The organism is Spirosoma litoris (genome assembly GCF_054776755.1).
The window spans coordinates 113,262-138,448 of record NZ_BAAHBI010000001.1 but is presented as its reverse complement, the minus strand read 5'-3'; the positions used below and the strand labels follow the sequence as shown (position 1 = coordinate 138,448).

The window sequence follows — 25,187 nt, the reverse complement described above, 5'->3', positions numbered from 1 at the left end:
TCGTTAGGTACCTTCATACCTCCCTACATTAAAATGTTAGGTTGATGTTTACACCGAACCGGCGCGTAGTGGCCGATTGTAAGCTTGGATTTTTCAGCGTGGTTTGGCTCGATGCACTGTAGCCCTGTGCATACTGATCAAGGTCGAAGTCTTTGCGCTGAGCGAAGTACAGCAGGTTACGCCCTACGAACGAGATGTTTGCCGACTTGATAAAGCGGGGTAGCATAGCGCCTGTGAACGTATAGCCCAGAATCACCTCACGCAGTTTACCATACGTCTTGCTCACCATGTAGGGTTCTTCAATACCGCTATTGTAAATACCCTGCACATAAGTCTGAACCGTAACGGCTTTCGTATTCGGCGCGAACTGTAATTCGCTCATGTTGCTGATATTTCCATTGGCATCGAATTTAGCCGTGCCACCGTTGGCAATAACCACACCAGGACCTACATAAGCCGCCGTTGGCGATTTGGTGCCCAGGGATGTGCTTTGCCACTCTTTCAGACGGGCAGCGCCCAAATCGCCCTGTGTCGTTTCAATCTGGTTACCCGAGTTCATTGCGTAGGCATACACCTGATCGCGGATGACACCGCCCACACGACCGTCGAACTGGAAGCTGAAGTTGATGTTCTTGTACGAGAATTTGTTGTTCAATGCCCAAACATAATCGGGGTTGGTATTACCCATGAACTGAAGGGTATTCGTTCCGGAAGGGCGGGTCAACGGCGTACCCGTTGCTGATTGAATGATCTGGCCATCGGGGCTACGCAGGTAGTTGTAGCTGTAGTAGCCATCCAGCCGGTCGCCAATGTTGAACACGTGGTTTGGCCCCGACAGATAGATGCTTTGCTCGTTGCCATAAATTGACTTCAGCGTCTCTTTATAGGTAGACCAGTTCGCCAATACATCCCAGTTGAAGCCTGCTGGATTTTTGAGCACCGATCCCGTCAGCGATACTTCCCAGCCTTGCTTCTGGGTTGTTACGGCGTTGGCAACCTGGGTGCTATAACCCGACGATGACGCTACGGGCAGCGGGAAAATCTGAGGGCCGTTGATCGAGGTAAAGTGCGTTACATCCAGGCCCAATCGGTTGTGCAGGAACTTAGCATCGAAACCGAATTCATACGACTCTACGTTGAAACTCTGTAAGTTCGGGTTGGCCAGACTGCTGGTATAACTCGCAGAAGGCAGGTTGTTATACGGCTTGCTGATCGTATACGTGTTTTGGTTAATGTAGCTCGGACCGTCATAAGCGGTCATCACTTCATTACCATACCCAAGCAGTGTAGAAGTCGAGTTGCCCGTTACCTGCTGGTAGGCCGAACCAATGCTCGACATCGTGTTTCCACCCTTCACGTCGGCATACGAACCACGCAGTTTGAGGAAGGAAATAGCCTGGGGTAATTGTATGTAATCGGTGATAACCGTACTCAACGCGGCCGATGGATAGAAGATTGTCCGGTTGGCGGCAGGCAGCGTCGATAGTTTATCGAAACGACCCGTCAGACCCAGCGTGAGGTAATTCTTATAGGTCAAATCGGTGGTTGCGTAAGCACTCAACACCAACATGTCTGAACGCCAGTTGTAAGCCTGAACCGGGTTTTTCGAGTTGCTGAAGTCATACACACCCGGTACGATCAGGAAGTCGGTAGTAGCCCAGCTTGAGTTGTAGTTGAACGTCCGGGCATTACCGCCAAGCACTGCGCTAACGTGTACATCTTTCGAGACATTCTTGTTGAAACTCAGCAACAGGTCGGTGTTATTCTCGAACAGATTCCGACGATCTTCCCGGTAATCGCCCAGGCGAAGGTCGGGCGTTTTGTACGTAATGGCCGAGTAAGGTACTTTCTCCGTACGAAGCTGATTCCAGGTCGTAATCTGCGTACGGGCGGATAAATTCAGGAAGTCGTTGATCTTATAGTTTAAGCGGGCGTAGCCGTAAACGTCTGTTTTACGGTGTTCGTAAAGCCATTCATAAGCCACAAAATAAGGGTTGTTTCCCCGGCCGTATTCGGCATAATACTGTTGAACGCCTGGCACACCCTGAGGGCCTTTCCAGTAATCGCGCATGTCCTTCACCGACCAGCTACTCGATCCATAGACCTGGAAAATATAGGTTTCGCTTTCGGGGCCTGAGCTTGACTGGGGAATGTTCGGCGAGTTTTGCAGGCTCATGTTCAAACCACCATCGAATTTAAGGCGATCCGTAAAGTTGATACCCGAACTCAGGTTGAAATTGGTGATATTCAACCGGGTGTTTGGCACCATACCTTTCTGGTAGTTGTTCGAGATTGACATCCGAAGATCGTACTTCTCGCCACTCGACGAAATGGCCAGGTTGTTGGTCGATAACATGCCCGTCTGCATGAAATCGCGGAAGTTGTTGGCACCCCGTGCTACCCAGGGTGTACCCTGACGAATACCCGTTGATGGATCAATCGGGCTGTCGTACTGCGGTACCGGCTGACCTTCAAAACGGGGTCCCCAGATGTTAGCCCGACGGTTCGGGTTACCTACGTCGTACAAGTTGTTGGCATAGGCATACTGGTAGTTCGATCCGAAGCCATATTCGCTCTGACGCTCTGGAATAGCCAGAAAGCTAGGCTCGAACATCGTACTAGTGTTGAAATCGACGGATACTTTGCGCTTGTCTTTCGTGCCTTTTTTGGTCGTAACCAGAATAGCCCCGTTCTGCCCACGGAAACCATACAGAGCCGCTGCGTTGGGACCTTTTAGAACTGTGTACGTTTCAATATCATCGGCCGATACGTTCCAGGTATCCGAGTTAATAGGGACACCATCAACCACAAAAAGCAGATCACTGTTGCCGCGCAGAATCAACTGCGGGCGACCTAATAATTCGGCACTTGAGGCCACCGTCAAACCCGCAATTTTACCCGTCAGTGAGTTAATTGGGTTGGGTTCGCGAGCCTTCACCAACTGATCACCGGCAATTTCCTGGGCGGTGTACCCAATGGTTCGGGCTTCTTTTTTGATACCCAGTGCCGTTACGATAACTTCATTTAATTGCGCCGTATTTTCGGCCAGCGATACGTTGATAATTGACTGATTCCCTACCGCTTTTTCCTGCGAATCGAACCCGATAAATGAGTATGTCAATACCGCATCGGCAGAAGGAACATTGAGCGAGTAATCACCGTTGGCATCTGTCGATGCACCTGCATTGGTTCCTTTAACAATCACGTTAACGCCCGGTAATCCACTGCCTTTGGCATCCGTTACTTTTCCTTTGACAGACCTGCTTTGCGCATAAGCGCCATAACTCGCGAGGGTTCCCATGATCCATAGGCCATAGAAAAGCAATCGATAAGTTGATCGCGTAAATCGTTGTTTCATTAGACTGAATGTGTTAGTAAGAAAGTGAAAATGATAAAGCACAAAAAAGCACACAGTAATACAGCAGATAAGCTTCGCTTTCTGGAAGAATTGGCTCGGTAAAAAAAGGCTGATTGACGCTACATCGTATTTCTATCCTACTGCAAAAGTAGAAGGGCAGTATTAACTAGATGAGAAGACAGTGTCACCAATAAATTATGAAATTATACGGTGCATAAACTGGCGATAATGTTTTCGTTTTAACTCTTTTAAATGGAGGATTTATCCTTGAGTTTATATATTTATTGTTGTTTTGTAGGTATTAACTGTTTGATTTTAAGTAAATTATATCTGATAACGATTATATAATATTGCCCTTTTTATTCATTGCCTACTTTTGTGTCATCACTGCTAAACTAGTTGCCGAATGTTTGGCCATTGGGTAAACGAATTAATGAATCTGGTTGCTGGTAATAGCCGATATATTAGGTATCGGCGACGCTGGAAAATTATTTTTATGATATTTTTATTACTGTTTTTATCAGTTCCTATTTTGTTGTTTTACTTACTATAATTAGTATTTATTTTTAGAAATAGCTAGGAGAATTTATTGTAGATTAGGTTAAGAATGGGTATAAAAAAATGAGACCAACATTGGTCTCATTTTTTTCTTTTTGTCATTCCGATGTCAGGAGGAATCTCGAAGTTTCTTATTAACCAAGTTCAAGATTCCTCCTGGCGTCGGAATGACAAAAAGTAATCATCAATTTTATCTATTCTGACCGCAGGTTTAGGAAAAATACTAGCTGACTAGTGAACGGTGATCTTTACAGGTAGTCGCTAGTATTATGTGATAGTTATCGCTGTTGTCTTATATCATAATGTATTGGTAACATGGAGCCAAAAAGGGGGGCGTAGTTTTGCAAATGAGAAACTATAACTCCTTATGAGACAAACTCTACGTACACAACTTTTCAACTTATTGCTTTGGAGCGGGACGCTATTGCTCGGAACGGCCCTGGCCAATAAAGCGCTGGCCCAGTACACTGCCGGGAATTTGGTGGTATTACGCATAGGCGATGGAAGTGCGGCATTAAGTAGCGCAGGAACAGCCGGTTTTTTGGTCGAATACAGCCCTTCTGGCGGAGCACCGGTTAGTACTGTAGCCTTACCAACAGCTGTAGTAAATACGAATCGACGATTAGTCTTTAGTGGCTCAGCCGCAGGCGATGGAGGACTAAACCTGTCGAGTGATGGGCGTTATTTGACCCTGGCGGGCTATGATGCAAATACGGGTACGGCTAGTGTAGCCAGTGCCGGTTCCATTGATCGAGTTGTTGCGTTGATTGATAATGCGCAAACGGTTAATACAACAACCGTTTTATCGCAAAGTGTGGCCTACAGCGGGAATAATATTCGGTCGGCCGTTTCGAATGATGGGACTCAGATATGGACCGCTGGTACTGGAAGCGGTTCTACAGGTGGGGTTCGCTACATGGCGCTGGGCGCTACTACTGGAGGAACCCTGTTAAGTTCAAGCCCAACCAATACCCGTGTTGTCAAAATTTTTAATGGACAATTATATGTAACATCGGCATCCGGAGCGTTCCAGTCGGTAGCCCAGGTAGGGAGCGGCTTGCCAACAACAGCTAGTCAAACAACAACGATATTGCCCGGTTTGCCAACGACCTCAGGAAGCCCCTCATCCAATCCATATTCATTTGTTTTCTTTGATCGTAGCTCTGCTGTTGCTGGGGTTGATCTACTCTACATTGCTGACCAAACAGGCGGTATTCTTAAGTATAGTTATGACGGAACTACCTGGACGGCAAGGGGTAGTGTAACCGGTGGCGTTACTGGAATCACTGGTGCTGTGAATGGTAGTAACATTGATCTGTACGTTACAACAGGTAGCACGGCAGGCAATTCAATTTATAAGGTAACCGACACAGGAGCCTATGATGCAACCATTACGGGCGCTGTTACCTCAGGAACTTTAGTGGCAACGGCGGCAGCCAACACCGTCTTCCGGGGCATTGCGTTTGCGCCTACAAACCCACAGCCTGATCTCACTATCGCGCTGTCGGCCCCAGCTTCGGCAACGCTTAACCAACCCTTCAATTATTCGCTGGTGGTTAGTAATTCGGGAAATGCCAGTGCGTTGAGTATTTCGGCTCAGTTCGCATTACCTACTTCTACGAGTGCGACGTTCAACTCGACGGTTGATGCCGGTGGGTTTACAGGCAATCAATCGAGTGGGATTGTTACGTTCTCTGGTGGAACGCTTGCTGCGGGTGCCAGCACAACGCTGACCGTAAATGTTACACCAACTGTAACGGGGGCATTACAAAGCGGTACAGCTCTGGTCGACCCATCGAATAGCATTGCTGAAAGTAATGAAACGAACAACTCCGCTGCTGCCGTTACAACTACGGTTGGTGCGGGGAATTTTCCACCGGTAGCGCCTGCCTTCACCAATCAGACAGGTGTGGTAGCGGTTCCCTTTAGCTATGTGGTCCCGGCGTTTACCGATCCCGAAAGTCAGACACTTATTTATGTCATTACAGGTGTTCCGGCTGGCTTGACAGCCGACAATAGTACATTAACCATTAGTGGAAAACCCACAACCACCGGCACATCGACCGTAACCGTTGTGGCAAGCGATCCAGGTCCTCTTTCCACGAAGGGTACATTCACCATCACGATCAATGCCAACCAGGTACCTACAGCTCCCGTGATCGCCAATCAGGTAGCTACCATCGGTACGGCGTTCAGTTTCACAGTGCCTGCCTTTTCCGATACGGAAAACCAGACACTTACCTACGCAATTACGGGTTTGAGCAATGGTCTATCGGCCGACAATAGCTCCCGTGTGATTAGTGGCAACCCTACTGCTTCAGGTGTGCAGACCGTTACGGTAGTCGCTACTGACCCGGCCAGTAATACAAGTAGTGCAACCTTTTCAATTTCGGTTAATGCCGCTCCAACGGGCGTGATTCGGATTACCGAATTTGCGTACAATGGGGCAGGGGCCGCCAATGAATTTATCGAGCTGACAAACGTAGGCAATGCACCGATTGACATGACTGGGTGGAGCTTCGATGATAACAGTCGCATACCGGGTTCGTTCACCATCAGTGGTTTCGGTGTGGTACAGCCCGGCGAATCGGTGATCATTGCCGAAGCGTCAGAAGCTGTTTTCCGGTCTGCGTGGTATTTACCCTCGACCGTTAAAGTGGTGGGAAGTAATAATCAGAACCTGGGTAACGGCGATGAAATGAACATTTACGATGCATCGAATAACCTGGTTGATCGGCTTACCTACCCAAGCAGCAGCGCGGGCGGTGCTACTGTATTTACAAACGGCGTGAGTGCCTGGACAACACAGGCTAATCTGGGCGCTAATACGATCAACACCTGGGCGTTATCGGCTATCAGTGATGTACAAAATTCGTATTCATCGGTGGCGGGTAACGTAGGAAATCCGGGTGGTTATTATGTGCCACTCAACCGTGTTCTGGTTCGTGAAACGCTCAACAATACAACCGTTACGGAAGGTGGCGCAACGGATACCTATACCGTAGCGTTGAATAGCCAGCCAACGGCTGATGTTACGATCACGATTACCAGCCCTGGCAGCCCACTGACTACAAATGTGCCTTCGCTGGTATTTACACCATCGAACTACAGCACGGTGCAAACGGTAACGGTATCGGCTACGAACGATGGTATTGTACAAGGTACTCGCTCGGTTACAATTACCCAAAGCGCGACCAGTACCGATCCTGCTTACAACGGTATCACGGTTAACCCAGTATCGGTAACGATTGTCGATGGGGCAGCGGCCACCCCGGTCAGTATCAGTGCAGCGACAAACTCGGTTTATCTGAATGCCCCAGCAGTTGGTCCAGCTTTCGTAAGTGGGGTAATCAACGATCCGACTGATCCGGCCAGTACGATTGGCGTGAACTTTACGTTGAGTGCTGCCACGGGTCTGACTGTTACGGCCACGAGCAACAATGCCAGTGTGGTGCCTGATGCTAACCTGAATCTGACAGGAACGGGCGCTACGCGAAACCTCAAAATTACACCTGTTGGGGTTGGCTACGCCACCGTTACGATTACGGTTAGCAACGGAATTACGTCAGGTTCTTACGTAATCAACTACGCGGCTTCGGCTGCGTCAACTACACCCACATCGACCCGTTTCCATGCTGGTACGAGCGACGCGTCGACGGCCATTCTGGTCGATGCTAACTATATGCTTGTTGGGGATGACGAAAACCAGGTACTGAGACTCTACAATCGTCAGAACTCAGGTTTGCCCGTTAACGGGTTTGACTATACGTCATCGTTGGGACTAACCGATCTTTCGGGTGGAGTACCGCGTGAAGTCGATATCGAAGCGTCGGTAATTTCGGGTAATCATATTTATTGGATTGGCTCACAAAGCAATAAAGATGGAGGTGGAGCGCGGCTTAACCGCGATCGGGTGTTTGCTACCGATGTCGCGCTGAATGGTGCTAGTACAACCCTGACGTACACAGGTCGGTACGACTATCTTCGCGAAGACATTATTGCCTGGGACGTAAATAACGGTCACGGAAAAGGGGCTAGCTATTATGGGTTACAAGCTAGCGCCGATGCGGCTGTTGGTTCGAAATTGACGAATGGGTATAACATCGAAGGGGCTGAATTTGCGCCAGATGGCAGCACAGTATACATCGGTTTCCGTGCCCCACAAGTACCCTTGCCTGGTCGTGCCAAAGCACTGATTATCCCGGTTACTAATTTGACGAGTATTCTGACTGCCAACGGTGGCACACAAGGCTCTGCTACGTTTGGCGCGCCTATCGAGCTTGATTTAGGAGGTCGTGGTATTCGGGAGATTCGGAAAAATGCATCTAACCAGTATATACTTATTGCTGGCGCAGCGGGTAGTACGACTAACACACCACCAAACGATTTCCGGCTGTATACCTGGACGGGTTTACCAGCTGATGCACCTATGCTTCGGTCGGATAATCTGGCAACGTTATCGGCGAATGGTAGTTTCGAGTCAATTGTCGAAGTGCCCGCAACGCTGGCCGATAACAGCCAGATTCAGTTACTGGTCGACAATGGCGATGCTGCTTACTACAACGACGCCATCATTGCGAAAGACTTGACCCAGAACAACTTCAAGAAATTTCGTAGTGATATTGCTACACTGGGAGCAGCCATCAAAACCGACCTGACCCCGACCCTAACGTTGCCTCAGGCGAACTTTACGAGCAGTGGCCCCGATGCTTCGCGCAATTTCATTGTCGAACTGGCCGAGGTTGCGGGCGTATCAACCCCCAGCGGTGCTGTTGTGATTACCGTTACCGCGCCTGTTGGCTATACGGTCTCGTTTGCTAATTCGTTGACAACGATCGATGTGTCGGGTAGCTTAACAAACCCTACGGCTGTAAATAATACGAATTGGGTTGTTACCGAAAACATTGCTAACCGGCAACTAACGCTGACCATTAATCCGGGACAAGTGGTTTCAGCCAATGGCAAGACCGCAGTAGGGTTTACCATCACCCGAACCACAGCGAACTCTGGCAGTGTTGCCAGCATCACGGTTAACGTCAAGGATAATTCAGCGCAGTCCTATGATGGTAACCCATCCAACAACGTCTATGCCCGCATTATTAGCGGAATAGCGTCAAATTAATTGATGTATTTAATGGATAATGAGGTAGACGTAAGCTCTATCACGTTATCCATTATCCATTAAAATCAAACCTCCCATACAACAAGTTCTTCCTGATCATACCAGCCATTAATCGCTGACTGGTATCGTTTTTCGAGTTCTTTTCGCTTGATTTTCAGCGTAGGCGTCATTAGGTTGTTATCCACTGTCCAGGCATCTTTAACGAGGATAACTTTCTTTATGCGTTCATAGGCCTGTAACTGGTTATTGGACGCAGCCAGTGTATCGGTCAGGCTTTTGGCCACATCGACCGGCAGCATTTTCTGCCCAACTTCCGAGAGTACCAGCAGGGCAATGGGCTGGGGCAAGTGCATTCCCATAACGCAAATTTGATCGATGAATGGGTTTTCACTAAATCCGAATTCCAGTTTTGCGGGACTGATAAATTCACCTTTGGGACTTTTATAGAGATCATTCAGTCGCCCTGTAATTCGAAGGTAACCGTCGGCATCCAGTTCGCCGATGTCGCCCGTATGCAGCCAGTTATCAGCCGTGAGTGTTTTGGCGGTCAGTTCTGGATCACGGTAATAGCCCCGCATATTCCAGGGAGCCTGCGTGAGAATTTCGCCCGTATCCGGGTCAATTCGAACGTTCATGCCGTCGTTAACTCGGCCCACCGTGCCATCCTTGATCCGATCGGGAGGCATCATCGAAACGGCTCCCAGGTTCTCTGTCATCCCATAACTATCCTGAATGCAGATGCCCAGCCGCCGGAACCACTGAAGCAGCGGAATGGGCATGGGAGCTGCTCCCGTCAGAATCATGACCGTATCATTTAGCCCAAGGCGCTGACGGATTTTTCGTTTAACCAGGCTGGATACAACCGGGATACGGAGTAACATTTGTAATCTGGATTCGGGCAGATTCGCCTGAATGCTTTGCTGAAACTTCGTCCAAATGCGCGGTACGGCCAGAAAGTGCGTGGGTCGGGCAGCAGCCAGATTTTGGGCAAACGTGGCAAGCGATTCGACAAAATAAATAGTGCCGCCAGTAATCAGACCAAGTGCTTCGACAATATTTCGCTCAGCTACGTGGCAAAGCGGTAAGTATGAAAAAAAGCGGGCTCCTGCTAAGTCCTGAAAGGTTTGGGTACGAGTCGATTCGGCGATTTCGGCAGCTGCCCGGTAATCGATCATGACGCCTTTAGGTCGGCCAGTTGTGCCAGAGGTATAAATAATGGTGAACAGATCGTCGGGACTCGGGTTAGGACTTTCAGTCATGGGCGGGTAGCTGGCCACAATGTCATCCCACGAACGAGCCTCAGAATCAGACTGGTTTTCGGGAAATGTAATGCACAAAACACCCGTTGGCACACCGGCTCGCATGTTACTCCAGTTGTCCAGCTTCCCGGCAAATAGCACAGAACACTGGCTATGTTCCAGTACCGAATGGAGCTGGTCGGCGGTTAAGGTTGGGTATAACGGAACCGATATATGGCCGCTAATGAGAATGGCAATGTCGGCAATGAGCCAATGCGGGCAGTTTTTAGAAACCAGACCGATTGGACTTTGTGCGGGTAGATTGAGTGAGCGAAGATAGCTCGCCATCGAACGAGCCTGTCGCCCGACTTCGGCCCAGGTATAGTCAATGTATGTATCGCCAACAGGTTGCCGGAGGTACACCTGATTGGCTTTCTCGCGCTCCCATTTGTAGAAGTAGTCAATGAAAGGCTTACTCGTCGACTGGGTTAGATTGCTACTGGACATGAGCGTGATAGAAAGGCGATTAGAACGGCCAATCACCATCCAAAAAACGAATAGAAGCTAATTCTACTGCCTGTTTCTAAGCCATTTATCGCTGTGTCGTAATCACAGTCATGTCCAGACAAACGGCTATGTAATGGCCCTTATAATCACGTTGATAAAACTGAAATGACTCACCGGGCGACGTGAGTGCCCAGTGGTGATTTTCCAGTTGAAAACGAACCGTATCCAGTGCCCACCATTTATCGGTTGCTTTCAAAAAGGCTTCCTTAGTCGTAAAAAGTCGGTAGAATATAGACGAGTGAAGTGATTTGGGAAGGACCTTTATCTGTTCATACTCATGCGGTGTCAGGAAATGTCGGACGTTTGTCAGGTCAATGGATTTCGGTAGCTCTATATCGACCCCAATAGGACAACTGGCGAGGCCAATCAGGTAATGGCCTTCGGAATGGGATAGATTGAAAAAGGGCATAGTCGTTTCGGCCAACGCAGGCAGATACGGTTTACCCATGGGCGTTAGCGCAAATGAAACAGAAGCAGGTGATATGCCTAAACGGTTGGCCAGTACTTGTTTCAGAACCGTTTGGCCCGTTAGGAACGACAACTTCTTCTGAGGGTTAGTGAATCGTTGGTAGCGGTCTAGTTCACTGGTGTCGAGTAGGGCTAGATCGGGGGTAATCTCTTCCTGCTCTTTAATGATTAACTCATAATTCATAGAGATTTTAGGGAGTTATGGCTAATCAGTAGATTCATTTTTGATGCTTAGGGTTGGGATTGTGGATGGGGAGATGGAAAGCATATTGACTGACTCCGTTGACGGGCTATCGGTGGTTGGCTCAGTCACAGAGGCTGATTCTGGCGAGGAACGTTTAGTTTGGGTGCTATGAACCAGAACCTTCACCAAAGCCTCGACCCGGTGCTGCTGTTCGATCAACGACCTAAGATCAGCCTGCATTTGGAGGAGCGTTGGGTTCATAGCTTCGATTATGATTCTCGCTGGGTTAAAACCCGGCGCATTTTATCCATTTTGTGTTTTTGCACCGGGTTTTAAATGTATCCTTGGTCTGTGTCCTCACAGAACGCTTTGGGATAGCCCATTCTATAGCGTTCTGTGAGGACACAGACCAAGGATACGATAACCAAGAAGAATTTGACTCATGTCCTGTATGACCCCGATGGGGTCAAATGTTTATAGTCAAGTTTGTTTTTATAGACATCTGACCCCATCGGGGTCATACAAAATGATGAAATTTAAATCCACTAAGCCAGCCAAAAATACCGTAAGCCAACCCACTATTTCGGGGAAAGTTGTGAAGAAGGATAGGGTGTAGGTAAACGGCAGAAGTTAGTAGGTGAATGATGATTGGCTAGAACCTTCACAATGGTTTACGTTGCCGGGCTGATATCAATAATCTGATCAAAAATCAGGCCGCTACTGGCTTCCCCGCTGCTGGTAGTGACTTTCCGGCCCGCCCAAAGTACAACGCGGCCATCGGTTGTACGCGCCCGCTGGTAGGTGCGCGTAATGAGCTTACCCGACCGGGGAACTTCCTCTTCGTTGACGAAATAAGGCGCGGGCTCATCCAGAATTTTACCTTTGAATAGGGCCGGCTGTTCAGGCATTCGGGCGCGTTGCAGTTGAACGTCCCGGTTGCTGCCGGTTATGTGGACCGGAATAAACGGAATCCAGTTGTAGGGAGCGCTGGTGCCCAGCAGGTACCGAATTTTTGCTTCGGTGGGCAATAAGGCTACGACTGGTGGAGCCGTTGCATTCTGGGCTGCCAGCGCCGATTCGAACCCATTGAGGCCTCGATCCAGTGGCGATGGAATCACCGACTCAATGGCCCAGACCTGGTTGGCCATCTCATCGCGGATAAAATTTACTTTTTCGAGCGGTTGACTTTCCTGGGGTTTGCCGAGCGATGGCGGTAAGAACGACAATGTATTCGCGGCTGAGGCATTGGTACTGAGGCTAAAGAAACTCCAGCGCGTCCAATCGTCGTCGATGCCTGTACCGACTGGCCGGATAAATGTCCGTTGGCCAAACACATCGGTCACAACCATGCCGCGAATGTCGCAGAGCGACCCAATCGAGCGTTCGTAGGGGAAAACGCACCAGTCGTTGCTGTACAATAGCATAAACTCGGTCAGCATGAGCTTGATCACGTCGGTCGTGTTGGTATCGATCTTCGTGAATTCGGTGCGGCCATCTTCCATTTCCCAGAAGCGGGGTTGCGGCATACCCTGAAACGAGACAGGAGCTGGAATGAACGACAGGCATTCTTCCAACGGTTTGATGGGCTGAATCAAAGTTCCATCCGAGGTGGTAAGCGAAGCCGTTGCATCCACATCAAATGAGTACCAGTCTAGTTGTCCATTCTGGTATTGATCGGCTCGCAGTACGGTTTGTGATCCGTTGGCGTCCTCGGCAGCACAGGCAAACTGATATTCCAGTTGCGTTCCCGACCAGGCATTGTCCTCCTTCGATTCGGGCTGGGTCATAAACTGGGTGGCCCAGTTTACCAGGTCAGTAGCAATACCGGTCAATAAGGTCTTATCGGAAGACGAAATGACTGTATTCGCGGTTAGCCAGGTTGTATGAGAGCCGTCAGCGATGGCCTGTAGCAGTAACTCGCCATTGATGACTTTGCCCGCAACGGCTTCGCGGGTTTGCTCGGTGTCTTTGTCGTAGGTCGGGTTCGGTTCGCTGGCCGAGATGGAGTATTGTCGAATGTACTCGTTCTTATACGGCAGGAATTGAGCCGATGAGACTGTTTTACGAAGCAATTTCTCGAAGTACCGCCCGATCCGTAGCTGACTGCCCAGATCGTTGGATCGGTATTCCCGCTCTACCCTTGCTTCGAGCGGAATGTCGGTCGGTAACGCCTGAACAGGACCATTCTCCACGGCATAGCGATTCAGAAAGGTCTGATAGGTCAGCATGCGGGCATCTATGGGGGAACCTGTATCATCACCTTGAAATTCACCGAATTGCCATTGCCGAGTGAGCATCCAGAGCGGGTCGCGCACTTCGGCCCGGAGGCTTCGCTCGACCTCACGCTGGCGTGGGCTACCTTCCAGCCGATTCCAGCCTTTGATGGCGGGTTGAAAGCGCGGCAGGTTCAGAAACAGGGGACGGAGTTTATCGATATCAGCCATGAACGGTCGGGGTTTACGATTGGGCTAAGGTGCTGCCCTGTGTGAAAACGGTGGAAAATCCACCCGTCGAAAAGTCGTTGAGTACGGCCGGAAGTGCCTGAAAATAATCGGTATGAGTCAGCATGTTGGGTTCAACGGCGCGGAGTTTAGCCCGGTCGAGGGTATCGTTCAGGACGGCCATCAATTCGAGCCAGCTCCAGCGTCCATTCAGAACGGGCGCTACGGCGATTAAGATGGCTTGCGGGGGCATAGCATCTGGGCGATTGTACTGGAAAGCAACGCCCGTTGTCTCCTTGTCCGTTGGAATCAGTTCAGTCCATTCGTCCAGCAGCCAACCGGCTTGTAAGTCCGACATTGTTGTCGGGGCCTGATGGCATATCAATGAGAGCCGCTCCTGACGACGCTGGGTTTCGGTAAAGGTTTCGCCTATCCATTTTTCGCCCGCTACATACGGCAATTGCACAGGCGTTAGCGTGAATGGATTTTCCTGATACAGATCATGATGCAGGGTAACGGTCTCCAGCGTTTCCATACCAGTTCGTACCCGCGCGACACTTTGCAGCCAGTTTTCCATGACCAGGTCCGATGGGCCACTCAGCATATCCGAGCTGTGCGTAAGCGCATCGGTCAACTGAGGCTGATTATGGAACTGGAAAGTCGGCACCCAGTTGAACGACTGGCCGTAAATCAGCTTGGCCATTTCCCGACAACGGTCTACCTGCTGATCGATGGCCAGCGTGTCGAAGTCGTCAAACAGCGTAGTAGTCAGTTGCTTTTCCAGGAACGACGCAAGGGCCGTGGCCTGATTAACCAACTGATCGGCTATCAGTCCCGACTGCGCATCGGTTGACGTGGGTAGTGCTTCGATCCAGCCGTAGGCCGCTATCGCCAGTAAAGCCGTGCGAACGTTGGTCAGTGTAGTGGCTGAAGGTGCACTTTTCAGAGCATCGGCAGCCGTTTTCAGCGTCGCTAGTTTAGCCTGGAGGTCAGCGCTGGCAGCTTCGAGATCAGCCTTTTCAGCGTCAATGTTCTGATAGCCTGCTGGATTTGGTTCGCCTTCCAGATACGATTGCGCCGGAAGCAGGAAATCCTGAGCGTTCAGCGGCCGAGCCTCCGCAATGATCTTTTTCAACGACCGCAGGTAAGGCAACAGTGCCGCTAACGAGTTGGTATTGGCAGCCGCTTTATGAAAATCAAACACCAGTTGTACCGTATCCGAAATAGCGAACTGCTGCCGGATAGAAACAGCCAGCCAACGCTCCAACTCCGACGACAGCGACCCCAAATCAGCTCCCGTCATCAGGACACAATCAAGCGGCTGAAGGTCGAATTGAGCTAATGAGACGGTATCGGTAAGGGTATCAGCAGTGTACTGAAATTGAATTGTTTCGGGCTTGGGCAATCGTTCGCCCAGCCAGTAATTCACGAATGGATTGGCTTTGCTGCGGGGAGAAGCCGTAGCGCCCCAGGCAGAATGACGGTTGCCTACGCCAGCTGTTTGCAGGCAAATTGCTACGCGATGGGTAATTGACGTACCCGAGCGGGGTGTATTGACAATGTCGGGAGCCGGGGGCAGTTTCCCTTCCGAAATGGCCTGCATCATGCCCCCGGCCCGGTCGTAATTCCCCTGAACGGCCTGGAAAACGCTTTCTGATACCGATAAATCCGCCAGCCCATCCAGTGCGTTAGTCAGTCGATCTAACTCTGCCAATAGCGCAGTTTTTTCGGGGCTTCCATCGGCAGGTAATCCGGCAATGCCTTGTAGTTGAGGATGTGTCTGGGCGTATTCAAGCAGATCGTAGCCATTGATAACGTTTCTGGCCTCCACAACTTCCTGGGGCGTTCCATCGGGGACAGGCGTTAATTCTTTAGAAATGAGCGGAAACCGATCCCGGAGGATATAGATGGCATCATTTAGCAGTAAGCTTCGGTCGTGCAGGCCACGCTCAAACTGATACCCTAGTAGAGCGCCTAATTCCTGACCATTTCGCAAACCATCCAGATAATTCAGTGCCAGTCGAACGCGCTCCGAGGAGAGATTGACGGCAAATTGGGTATTGTCGGGCCCGTGCGATAGGTAGGCGTTGCGCAACACAGCCGCCGTAACGGCATGACTGAGCGAAGGGGTCTGTACATAGCCGCCGTTGGCTGGATCTTCGTAAATCGTTTTCGCGACGGGGTCCTGAAGCAGCTTGGGATACTGTTCCTGCGAAAACCCTTTTTTGGTACTGTTTGGCCGCAGATTTTCGACCCAGCCATACGCTCCCAGATACGTGCCTTTGTTCAAGTAAGTGTGATCCGAATTGTGATGGAGGTTGTACAGTCGGCGGGCAACGAGGCCGGTTTGCCAGGCATCCAGTCGATAACTGCACAGGTCGATATGTTCCGCAAAAAGCCGCTCCAGTCGGGCTGTGGGCAGGGTATGCAGTTGTTGGAGGGCACTGATTACCCCCATGAGTGGCAGCATCTCTGTTGGGCCAGAGTAGTTTTCGCCCGGCTTGGGAATAATCGTCTGGATAAAATCGCCTACCGATAGTTGAGTGCTTGTCAGTCGGAGTTTAGAAGCATCCAACTGGAGATAATCAGCTTTGGTCAGGTCGGTTTGGCCATCAATATTCTGGATCGACAGTTCCGCTGAGGCATCGGTGATGAATTGCTGAGCGACGAGCCATTTCCTGATGCTCTGCCCAAATTCTTCCAGATAGGCGCGTCGCAACAACTGGTATAGCAGGGCTTTGGGAATCGCAGTAGGCTGGTTATTCTGATCGAGAAAGGTTTGATTTTTAATGGTTTCCAGATTGCTTTTCAGCAGCCAGTCGATGTAATTGTCGGTGCCGTTGAATGGCTGAATGGGATCGGTTTCGGATAAGGGCAGTTTTGGATCGGCATCGATAACGGGCCCGTCCAGGGTATCGGTTTTGGCGAGAAAAATGATCTTTTCCAGCTGGAAATCACGGGTCGTGTCAAACCTTAATCGACTTAGTTGTTGCTGTTTGGATCGATGAATCCGCACCCAGTTCAGTTCCGTTAGCAGGGTCGAATCCTGGAAATTGAGGTAATTCCAGGCGTACAGGTCGGTAATTGCCTTGCGCGACGAATACACAACCGACGAAGCCTGTAAGCCGAGGATATTCATCAGAATCTGGGAAGGGTCGCCTGCTTTTCCGGCGAAGGCTACTTGTGGCAAAAGCTGCTCCCATTGGGCGCGAAGCTGTTGTAGAATGCTCAACAGCTTCGTCCAGAAATCCGAATTGGCTCCTAATTCGGCTGTCGTAAACTGCCAGCTTTTCAGGTCGCTCGTCACCAGGCATCCGTACGGTTGATTACCTACCCGGATGGCAGGCAGCGATCCCCGACCCGTTACAAACTCCGTGAAAAACTGTCGTGCCAATGCCTGATTGGCTCGGCTAACCAGCGGGGTTAGCAGATCGTCCAGAAACATACCCCAGGTGGCTGGCCAGAGCGCATTGTTCATAGCCAGGGCTTCGGCCACATCGGCCGAACCGGAATTTTGCACGAAAAAGAGAGAATCTACCTGAACGCCCAATGCCTCGGCCAGTCGCTGCCCATCCCGTTGCTGGTAATAATCCGCAACTGGCGAAAAGTAAGCCGCATTCTCTTCCACTTCCTGTTGCCGATCCGCCGATGTGGCCGACGAATAACCTGCCGATGCCTTATCGGTATTGTTGGTGGGCGTGCCCTGTGGAAGTAAGCTCAGTCCTTCCGTTGAATAATTGTGATTCTGGATAAGGTCTTCCAGTAAGGTTTGATTCGTCTGCGCATCGGTCGAGAACCGGACACCCAGCACCACCAGCCGGTCGAAACCCTGTTGAAACCAGGGCGCGTCCAGGGTTATTTTAACCGCCATCCCCACGGCCAAGGCCTGATCGAAGTCAAACATCCAGGCTATTTCCGGGCTAATGACCAGCTTATTATCGCTGTCCCTGCCGAACGCGCCATCGGGTTTCAATGGATGGGCCCCGAGCACCAACGTATCGGGGATGGGTTTGCTCACTGCCTCGTAAATTTTCTGCCCGCCACTGTAGGTCGTTACAACGAACTGGTTGGGCATCAGGCGCGTGTGAGGAGCCTGGGTCCATGACTGCGGTTTGGGTGGGGCTTGTTCCCGGAATTTCAGTTCAGTCAACGTCCGCCAATCTTTCGACCAGTTGGTAGGCTGTGTTTGTCGGGCCACCCAGGCAGCCCGATTGACGCCAAACTGCTTCGCCAGACCGTTCCAAAGCGTTGTGCGTTGGGTAGTCCCTGCTTCATCTGTATCCGTTCGGGTAGCCCAGACAGCCTTCCAGTAGGATTCGCCCGCGCTGATCTCGTCGGCGGTGAGGTCGTTCTCGTGGGTGAACGTGGTAATTTCGTCGGGATAAATCCGGACCCATAGTTCGTGACTGCCCCCTTCGGTATGAAAATGCGTTTCAATTCGAACCGGAAACAACACAAAAGGCAAGTCGTCAGTCAGTTGCGAAATCTGCCGCTGGGGAATAGTGGATATCGGATTCATAACCTTCAGGATTGAGAACTGACGAGATTTTTAAGCATTTCGCGGGCATGCACGGCTACCATCACTGGTTTCTGGAAGAGGATATAAGCCAGATCGGCTGCGTTGGTGTTCCAGTTGACGTTGTCGGGGTTCTGGCCCGTCAGCGGTTGGGCAAAGGGTTGTGCCAGATCAATGACGGGTTGATTCCCAAGCGTTTCCCACGACAGGTTGTCCCATTTTTGCGGACTCGGCACAACTGCCTGGGTTTCGTCAAGACCGAAGCGGGGTTCGCCGGGAACTTCCTGGATGACGAAAAACCAGCCTAACTGGCTGTTGCCCAACCGTTGCTTTTCAGCCGCTGTTTCTTCGGTTACCTGGCCTTTCGCTTCCGTAATCGACAGATCGAAACCGATGAAATGCAGATCGGGATCAATCTGCGCTTTATAAATCGGATTTTTGATGTGAACGCCATCCGCCACCGCTTCGCCCGTACTGTCGGACAGTACCAGTCGATTCAGGTTGTCAGGATCGGTACCCCATTTGGCTTGCTGGGCGTAGATGACCGTGTTTGGATAGCGTTTCAGCAAATCACCCCGTATCACTAGAACGAGCAGACCATCTTCGCTTTCGGTCTGCCGATTGTTGTGTTCGCCCAAATGAATCTGGTTCGGTGCGTCGAGCAGCCATTCGTGAATGGGCGGAATGTCTTTCAGTTTCTCCGCCTGATCTTTGGGAGGTAACGCAGCCGTTTGCGTATCCCCAACGGGTTTCCAGAACTGCCGGAAAGGCGTTCCCCGCTGATCGGTCGGGTATTCGCGCCAGAGCAGTTCGCGCATAAATTCATGGTTGATACCGACCATGTACGACTCGATAAATGGCTGGTTCGTAATCATCAGCGAGATCGTATTCGGCGCAATCAGGTTCAGATTCGGGACGAAAAACTCTTTGTTGATTGCGACCAGCGGTTCGTACATGGCGTCTTTAATGTCGGGATACGCCATCACCCTGGACACTTTTTCAGGCTTTTTGTCTCCTTTACTAATTCCCGGCAACACCCGAAGCGGAAAGCTGATCCGTGGGTTTAGCGCATCAACCAGTTTCTGGCTCATGGTTGGCACAGGTGCAGGTTGCCGGGTAGGTGGAAGAGCCACGGTCTGGGTCAATACCGTGTGAAACGAAATCAGGGCTTTTCGGAAATTGGCCACCGTTGCATTGTCCCGTTGAACAGTGGTAGTTGTTCCCCGCACTACTTTTCCGGCTTGAGCCAGCACAAAAACGGGCTTTGCTGGTATTCTTGTTATGACTTTCGGATTAAAATCGAGCAGTTTGGCAATCGGTTCCAGTAAGGTTTGGTCTTGGGTGGGAACCGCTTTGGGTGGGGCTGCGGTGAGCTTCCCCACATTCAACGCCTGAATAATCCCTTTGACACTGTCGATAGGTGTACTGACCGACAATCGTTTGGCAACCAGTCCGTTCGGGCGTACCAGTTTTCGGAAGGCACCACTCAGGGCAGAGGATGGCAATAGACTTTGCTGAACCAAATACTGAACGGTTGAGGTGCCGCCCAATATTTTTTTGTGAACTGGACTGGTGACCGCCAGCCGCAGGTTATCATCTAAGGGAGCGATGTGTTTTTGATGAAGCCGCGCGCTGGTGAGCATGGCCAGTTGCGTAAATCGGATCTTCTGATTGGCCGATAGCACATCCCCGATTTGTTGCCAGGCTTTCCGCATGTAGTCTTCCTGATTTTTTTGCACGACCAGCGTTCCCATGCCTGCCGGAGCCCGATAGCGCGGGTCCTGATTCAATTCATGAACCCAGTTTTGAGCGTCCGGATCAAGGCTCAACCGACTAATCAGCGAATGCCATTTGCCGTACAATGGCGGACTGACAACCGGATCGGCATTGGGATTAGCCGCCAGAATCTCTTCGGGCAGGTTAACAATGGGCTGTACTTTTTCGGGGAAATCACTGACCGAATCGAGCGGTGTTTTGGGTTTGCGTTCGGTGGTAGGAGCAAGCAGGGCACCTTCCAATCCCACTGTATTATCGGGCGTTACCGACACGGAACCCATGCCAAAGCCGGGAGCCTGCACATCCATATCCCGAATGCCTACGCGCTTGTCCATGTCGCGGGGTTGGAGCAGCCGCACCAGCGATTCGAAATCACCTCCGGCGCCCGTGCGGAAAAACCAGCGGTAATATATTGGGTAAGGCTTCTCGGCGGTTTCGTCGCTGGACCAGGAAAAGGTCAGGGCCGGATCGGTATCGGCAACAGGTTCGCCCAGCCCCGCCTTTCGCCCGATCTCGAAAGTTGGAATCAGAAAGGCGTGGTAGGCGGTGTTCGGTTCCAGATGCCGTGGGCACAGAATTCGCGACGTTCCCCGGTCAGGAGAGTTCGTCAATAAGGTGTCCAGTTGCGTCAGGTTGGGTTGGTTGCCCGGATGGTCGATGGGCTGGTTGAGGTGGACATGTGCCCAGGCCCAGACATCGGTAGGAGGGGGCAGGACCTCCTGTCGAGCGACTTTCAGGTTAATGGCTGCCAGCGGACTATTACCTAGATTTACGTTATCGAACTCCGACTCTTTCAACACCATCAGCGTGAGCCAGGGGGTAAGCCGGTGGTTGGTCTGTACCAGATCGGGCGAGTATTGCCAGGGGAAACCTTCATCGTAAAACTCAATGAAGGCCAGGTAGTTGGGTTCGAAATCGGTGATTGAATTACGCGGCTCCGTCCGAACAATCATCTGCGGGTTGATCCCCACGACATCACCCGGCCCAACGAGGCTCACCTGTTTGCTGATCGGATGAGCCGTGTCGCCATTGACAACCAAACTGACCGCCAACTGCGCCCGTGCCTGCGTAGGGGCCTGCGTAAGCTGATTGGCAATTCCCCGGCGCAACCAGGGCAAAAATGTATATCGAGCTAAGGTCATGGCAAGGAGGTTAGTGGTTGTTGTTCGGCGTAGTTTCGAATTACGTCGTAGTGCTCCGGTTTATAGGTTTCCACAAATTGATCGAGCAACGCATCCCGTAGGGATTAAACAGCGAGCGTCGGTAGATCAAGTTATTTCCAGTTCAATCAGCGTGCCGTCAGGTACGCGACCGGTTGCGTACCTGACGGCACGCAGGAAAAGGAGTCCCCTTTTTTAACTACCGACGCTACGCTGTTAAGCCCCTGACGGGGCAAAAAATGCTCGTTTTAATCCTGAAAATCAATCTAATCGGTACTTAACGAATACTCTGTATTGATTGGAGGCTTGGTAGTGTTGACCGTAATTTCAAACTATGATCAACATTGATGTACAAACTCTACTCAATTCAACAGATAAGCAGGGAGCACCTGCAAGGTGTCGGCTAAGGTGCTGTTCTGACGAATCAGAGTACTCAGGGCTACCTTTGCTTCGGTTTCGGTATCAAAGACTAACTGCTCATGCAGTTGCAACGTATCGGTGGTGGCGACGGCAAATGTCTCGGGGCGGATGCTGACTTTCTCTGCGCCTAGCACCGACGGTACTTTCTTGGCTTCGGCTAGTGGCGACCGGGCTATGGCGTTGGTGCCCAGATACAGATCGAACAGACCATGATCCATTTTTAACCGTTTGGGGGTCTGTTTCTCAGGGACATAAATCAGCTCGTAGGCCACATCGAGACCGACGGCGTAATCACTGTTGGGTTGTGATGATCCACCCAGGCGAAGGCCAGCATCGAACGGTTCAAACGAGGGCCGGGAGAGCTTTTCGGCGTCCGATAATTGAATGAACTGCGCGGGCGCAAACTCCTCTTTTTCGTAGTCAGCATCAGTCGGTGTAGTGGTCGTATTACCCACGCTGACACTGGTAAAATCGAACCGGCGGGGGCCATCGGGTTGCTGATAGCCAAAGCGGGCAATTTCCAGTCGAAGCGGCACCACTTTCTGACGTACACTTAATGTCCCGAATGGGTGCAGGATGGGGTGTTGCGGGTCTTGTTGGAACTCACGTAAAGAAACGTGCTGATTACCAGTGGGTAAATCAACTTTCCAGTTACTGGCTTCGTTCAACGCGGTCATCAGTTGATCCAGTACGTTGACGGGTGGCAACAGGTCATTTCGTTTTTCGCCGAAGGTCTTGTCGATGTGGACCGTAATCGTGACCGTGAAAATAAAGCCAATCTCGAACGAGGCCTCTCCGAGCGCATGCCAGGGCGTTGGCCCTTCGAGCGTCAGATGCAGCTTGACGCTGAACAGAGTCGATGAACCCGACCGAACAGCCAGCATGGCCGTTATGTCGGCAATGAAATAGAAGGGCGAGAACTGAACCAGCACGTCGAGCGACAGAAAACCGTAGACGTTAAAGACACTGGCTCCGGCATACAATTCGAGTTTTCCGCCGAACTGCACCGTGTTCGACGTAACGGCCAGATAGGCTTCAGCTTTCAAGCTTGGATCGCCCGAAAAAATGACCAGACTCAACCGCTTCAGCGCGGGCAAACCCATAGGCGGGGGCGTGTACGACGGGTGAAAACCGCCCATCGAAACCAGAAAGTTGGCGTTTTCTTTATAGTAAAGCCGCAGCGCCATGTCGCCCGTTAGCGGGAAAGTCAGGATACGCGACTCGATCAGCGACGCATCGAAGGAAATTTGCCCTTTATCGAAATCGACATACCCAACGAAGTTGACCCGAATCTTCACAAGGGCCGTTCGTTCGTCAGGTAAGTTGACCCGCAGCACTCCGATCACGGCAAAACCCGGACGGGGAATTTCGAGCAGCAGACCCAACTCAATACTGATCAACGTGGGCGTTCCCCAACCGATTTTGGCCATGGGTGCAATCAGAAAATGACCATTCTGGGGCGGGAAAATCCGCTTGAGATCGCTGATGATGCGGGTGGCATTAGCAACGACGTTTTGAGGGAACAGAATCGTGTCGAGCGAACTGTCGTAAACACCCTTCCGTAGTTCGTCGAGCAGGTAGGTTCGGTTCAGACCCAGCAAGCCGCCCACGCCGTTGAGCGTGAACCCAAAGCCCAATTGTATAGGGGTGAACTCGGCCGTGATCAGGATGAGTAACGAGAAACCATCGCTCCCATCGGGCATTTGGGTGGTCAGAATGCCAATGGCTTTGACCGAAATGGTACCGGAGAATGTCAGTTCCAACCCTCCACTGTATTCTTTTTTGACGTCGTCGTAGTTCAGGAATCCACCTCCCGTAAAGCCTCCTCCATCGACCGAAAGTCCTACGCCTGATGGCGACTTAAAGCCCAGCCCAACGTCGAATGGTCCCGCGTTTCCTCCGGCAAAGGTCATCGTAAAGGCCATACCGATGTTCTGCACCACGACGGTCAGTGGCCCCAGGCTGGCTTTCAGACTAGCCCCTACTTCGAGCCTGGCGGCCGGTTTGTCGGTTGGTTTTACAGGGGTTTCGCCGTGAAGCCGAATCAGGAGTTCGTCAATCGAAATGGGTCCGAGGACAAGGTGCGGATAAACAGCAACTTCGAAACCACCGCCCCCCGTGAACTTGATGCCGTGCTTGTTAGACCACTCGAAGCCAAGCGTAAAGGGCATTCGGGTTTCGCCCGAACCGATGAGTTTTCTGATGAAACCGTCGGCATCACTGGCTTTGAGCACCAGCGCAAAATCGTTCAGGCTACCACCTATTTTCAGTTCAGGGTCGTTGCCGTTGAACAGAAAACTGAATGCCAGACTACCACCTTTCAGTTCCAGTCGGGTCGCGTTGGCATCGCCAAGTAAGGTTTGGGTTTGCGCCGGAGCATACTCGATGCCAGCTCCGAAACCGGCCGATGGAAGCTGCCCATCCTGGAACGGGTACTTGACCGAAATATCATCGGGCCGAATCAGGATACCGAACAGCGAGGCAATGTTGGAACCGACTTTGATCACCAGATTCACATCTTCCCGAACCCGGAGTGTTGGACCCGTAATTTCGGCTGGTAGCGCGGGCTGGATAATCAGTCCTGGGAGTTTACCATTGACCGACGGTAAATCCAGAATGGCCAGTCCTAAATCCTGATCCTGACCGTCGATGTTGAGGTAGGCGAACGGAATCCGGATCAATTGCCGTACGATTGGGTTGCGGGGATTGTTGGTCGTAAAATCCAGATACCGATAACCCGTTTCGGCATCGACCCTTGCCAGTGAAACCGGAATCCGCAGGGCGTACAGCAGCTCTAAAAGGTGTTCGGCAACTAGTTCGAAATTGAAGTTGGGTGTTCCCCAGCCGTAAATGAACTCAGGAAGCCGGTCGGGCTGGGTCAGGATTTGCGGAATTCGATCCCAGTTGAATTTGAACCGAATAAACGACGGACGGCTATCATCGGCGGTTGCCGGAATGGCAATCTGCTCAATGACACCCGTCATTTTGAAGAAATTCAGCAGAAATGGCCAGGCATCGGTGAGGTAATCAACGACTAACACCTCGAACAGCCGCTCGCGTATTTCGGACAGGAAGGTCGAAACATCACCTATGCCCGGTGGCGCTTCGGAAATGGCGTTGATGGCCGCGTAAACTGCCTTGACTTTGCCCAGAACAGCCAGTGCTTTTGTTGGGTCCGGATTGGTCAGCAGGTCCTCCAGCGTCGTAGTGGCTGCTTCAACAGCCGTACCCAGGTTGGTATAGGAGGGAGGGATGTTTGTAACGCTCCAGCCTAGTCGGTACAGGAAAATTCGGAACCGGTCGGGGTCGGTCACGGCGTCCTGCAGTGGGCGAATGGCCAATGCGAGGTGTTTACTGAGTTCTTCTAACGTTCCCATTG

9 protein-coding genes are annotated in these 25,187 nt (G+C 51.2%); 1 reads left to right on the top strand and 8 read right to left on the bottom strand.

All coding sequences use genetic code 11. The annotated features are described in order from the left end of the window. Positions 1-28: 28 nt before the first annotated feature. The gene (locus ACYVGR_RS00520; RefSeq protein ID WP_460953027.1) at positions 29-3,358 is read right to left on the bottom strand and encodes a SusC/RagA family TonB-linked outer membrane protein; all 3,330 of its coding nucleotides are present in this window, start codon (positions 3,356-3,358) and stop codon (positions 29-31) included. A gap of 925 nt (positions 3,359-4,283) precedes the next feature. On the opposite strand from ACYVGR_RS00520, the gene ACYVGR_RS00515 reads away from it, so the two are divergent. Beyond that, entirely contained in the window at positions 4,284-9,038 is a 4,755-nt protein-coding gene (locus ACYVGR_RS00515; RefSeq protein WP_460953026.1) for a beta strand repeat-containing protein, read from the top strand. A gap of 65 nt (positions 9,039-9,103) precedes the next feature. On the opposite strand, the gene ACYVGR_RS00510 is transcribed toward ACYVGR_RS00515, so the two are convergent. From ACYVGR_RS00510 to ACYVGR_RS00480, 7 genes are all read right to left on the bottom strand, one after another. After that, positions 9,104-10,783: an AMP-binding protein gene (locus ACYVGR_RS00510; RefSeq protein ID WP_460953024.1), complete on the bottom strand. Its 1,680-nt coding sequence runs from the start codon at positions 10,781-10,783 to the stop codon at positions 9,104-9,106. Between the two features lie 85 nt (positions 10,784-10,868). Beyond that, on the bottom strand, positions 10,869-11,495 hold the full coding sequence (locus ACYVGR_RS00505) for a 4'-phosphopantetheinyl transferase family protein (protein WP_460953023.1): 627 nt from the start codon (positions 11,493-11,495) through the stop codon (positions 10,869-10,871). Between the two features lie 21 nt (positions 11,496-11,516). Further along, the gene (locus ACYVGR_RS00500; RefSeq protein ID WP_460953021.1) at positions 11,517-11,756 is read right to left on the bottom strand and encodes a hypothetical protein; all 240 of its coding nucleotides are present in this window, start codon (positions 11,754-11,756) and stop codon (positions 11,517-11,519) included. A 410-nt stretch (positions 11,757-12,166) separates the two neighbouring features. Next, positions 12,167-13,939 carry a hypothetical protein gene (locus ACYVGR_RS00495; RefSeq protein ID WP_460953019.1) on the bottom strand — a complete coding sequence of 591 codons (1,773 nt, stop codon included), beginning with the start codon at positions 13,937-13,939 and terminating at the stop codon, positions 12,167-12,169. Between the two features lie 13 nt (positions 13,940-13,952). Further along, a complete protein-coding gene (locus tag ACYVGR_RS00490) occupies positions 13,953-18,455 on the bottom strand; it encodes a hypothetical protein (protein ID WP_460953018.1) in 4,503 nt (1,500 codons plus the stop codon). Positions 18,456-18,460: 5 nt separating this feature from the next. Continuing rightward, positions 18,461-21,370 carry a hypothetical protein gene (locus ACYVGR_RS00485; RefSeq protein ID WP_460953016.1) on the bottom strand — a complete coding sequence of 970 codons (2,910 nt, stop codon included), beginning with the start codon at positions 21,368-21,370 and terminating at the stop codon, positions 18,461-18,463. Positions 21,371-21,750: 380 nt separating this feature from the next. Beyond that, entirely contained in the window at positions 21,751-25,185 is a 3,435-nt protein-coding gene (locus ACYVGR_RS00480; protein ID WP_460953014.1) for a DUF6603 domain-containing protein, read from the bottom strand. Between the last annotated feature and the right edge of the window lie 2 nt (positions 25,186-25,187).

Bases quoted from the DNA above. Each gene is read 5' to 3' on its own strand.
- ACYVGR_RS00520 (WP_460953027.1), bottom strand. From the start codon at position 3,358: ATGAAACAACGATTTACGCGATCAACTTATCGATTGCTTTTCTATGGC.
- ACYVGR_RS00515 (WP_460953026.1), top strand. From the start codon at position 4,284: ATGAGACAAACTCTACGTACACAACTTTTCAACTTATTGCTTTGGAGC.
- ACYVGR_RS00510 (WP_460953024.1), bottom strand. From the start codon at position 10,783: ATGTCCAGTAGCAATCTAACCCAGTCGACGAGTAAGCCTTTCATTGAC.
- ACYVGR_RS00505 (WP_460953023.1), bottom strand. From the start codon at position 11,495: ATGAATTATGAGTTAATCATTAAAGAGCAGGAAGAGATTACCCCCGAT.
- ACYVGR_RS00500 (WP_460953021.1), bottom strand. From the start codon at position 11,756: ATGAACCCAACGCTCCTCCAAATGCAGGCTGATCTTAGGTCGTTGATC.
- ACYVGR_RS00495 (WP_460953019.1), bottom strand. From the start codon at position 13,939: ATGGCTGATATCGATAAACTCCGTCCCCTGTTTCTGAACCTGCCGCGC.
- ACYVGR_RS00490 (WP_460953018.1), bottom strand. From the start codon at position 18,455: ATGAATCCGATATCCACTATTCCCCAGCGGCAGATTTCGCAACTGACT.
- ACYVGR_RS00485 (WP_460953016.1), bottom strand. From the start codon at position 21,370: ATGACCTTAGCTCGATATACATTTTTGCCCTGGTTGCGCCGGGGAATT.
- ACYVGR_RS00480 (WP_460953014.1), bottom strand. From the start codon at position 25,185: ATGGGAACGTTAGAAGAACTCAGTAAACACCTCGCATTGGCCATTCGC.